Source organism: Mycobacterium kyorinense, assembly GCF_001672775.1.
GTDB lineage: Bacteria > Actinomycetota > Actinomycetes > Mycobacteriales > Mycobacteriaceae > Mycobacterium > Mycobacterium kyorinense_A.
Map to the genome: position 1 here is coordinate 1 of NZ_LZKJ01000025.1, position 522 is coordinate 522.

Genomic DNA, 522 nt, shown 5'->3' on the forward strand with positions numbered 1-522 from the left:
CCCATCCGTGGACCTATTGGCATGAGCATGACATTCCGGTGACGATGAGCGATTTGCGATTCATGCGGTTCATCAGCTTCATCCGCAAAGAGATCTATCCCGGCGGCCGCTTGCCGCAGGTCGACATCGTCGACAAGTACTCCACCGAGGCTGGTTTCGACATCACCCGGCACCACTTCATCGGCAAGAACTACGTCCGCACCCTGGACACCTGGGCCAAGGCACTCGAGGCGCACAAGGACCAGGCGATCGAGCTCAAGGGCGAGCAGATGTACGAACGCTTCATGCGCTACCTGACCGGTTGCGCCGACTTTATGCGGCGGGGAATCACCGACGTCGCGCAATTCACGCTGACCAAGTAGCAAAGGTCGCGCGCGGCAAAGCGCAAGACCAGCCGGCGTGCGCCGACGGCAAATGACCGTTAGGCGGCGTTCTTTTCCATGGTGAACTGGCAGACGTTGGTGTAGCCGTCGCGGAACAGCTCGCGGCATCCGGTCAGGTACTTGATGAACGTCTCGTACA

Annotated in this window: 1 protein-coding gene and 1 pseudogene; one reads left to right on the plus strand and one right to left on the minus strand. The window is 59.8% G+C overall.

Annotated elements, in window-relative coordinates; translation table 11 throughout:
* Positions 1-362, plus strand: a 362-nt coding sequence (locus tag A5707_RS01455) for a class I SAM-dependent methyltransferase (protein ID WP_197495212.1), incomplete at its 5' end; no start/stop codon positions are given.
* Between the two features lie 59 nt (positions 363-421).
* Here A5707_RS01455 and A5707_RS23650 read toward each other — a convergent pair.
* A pseudogene (locus A5707_RS23650) lies at positions 422-522 on the minus strand (class I SAM-dependent methyltransferase); the annotation flags it as partial.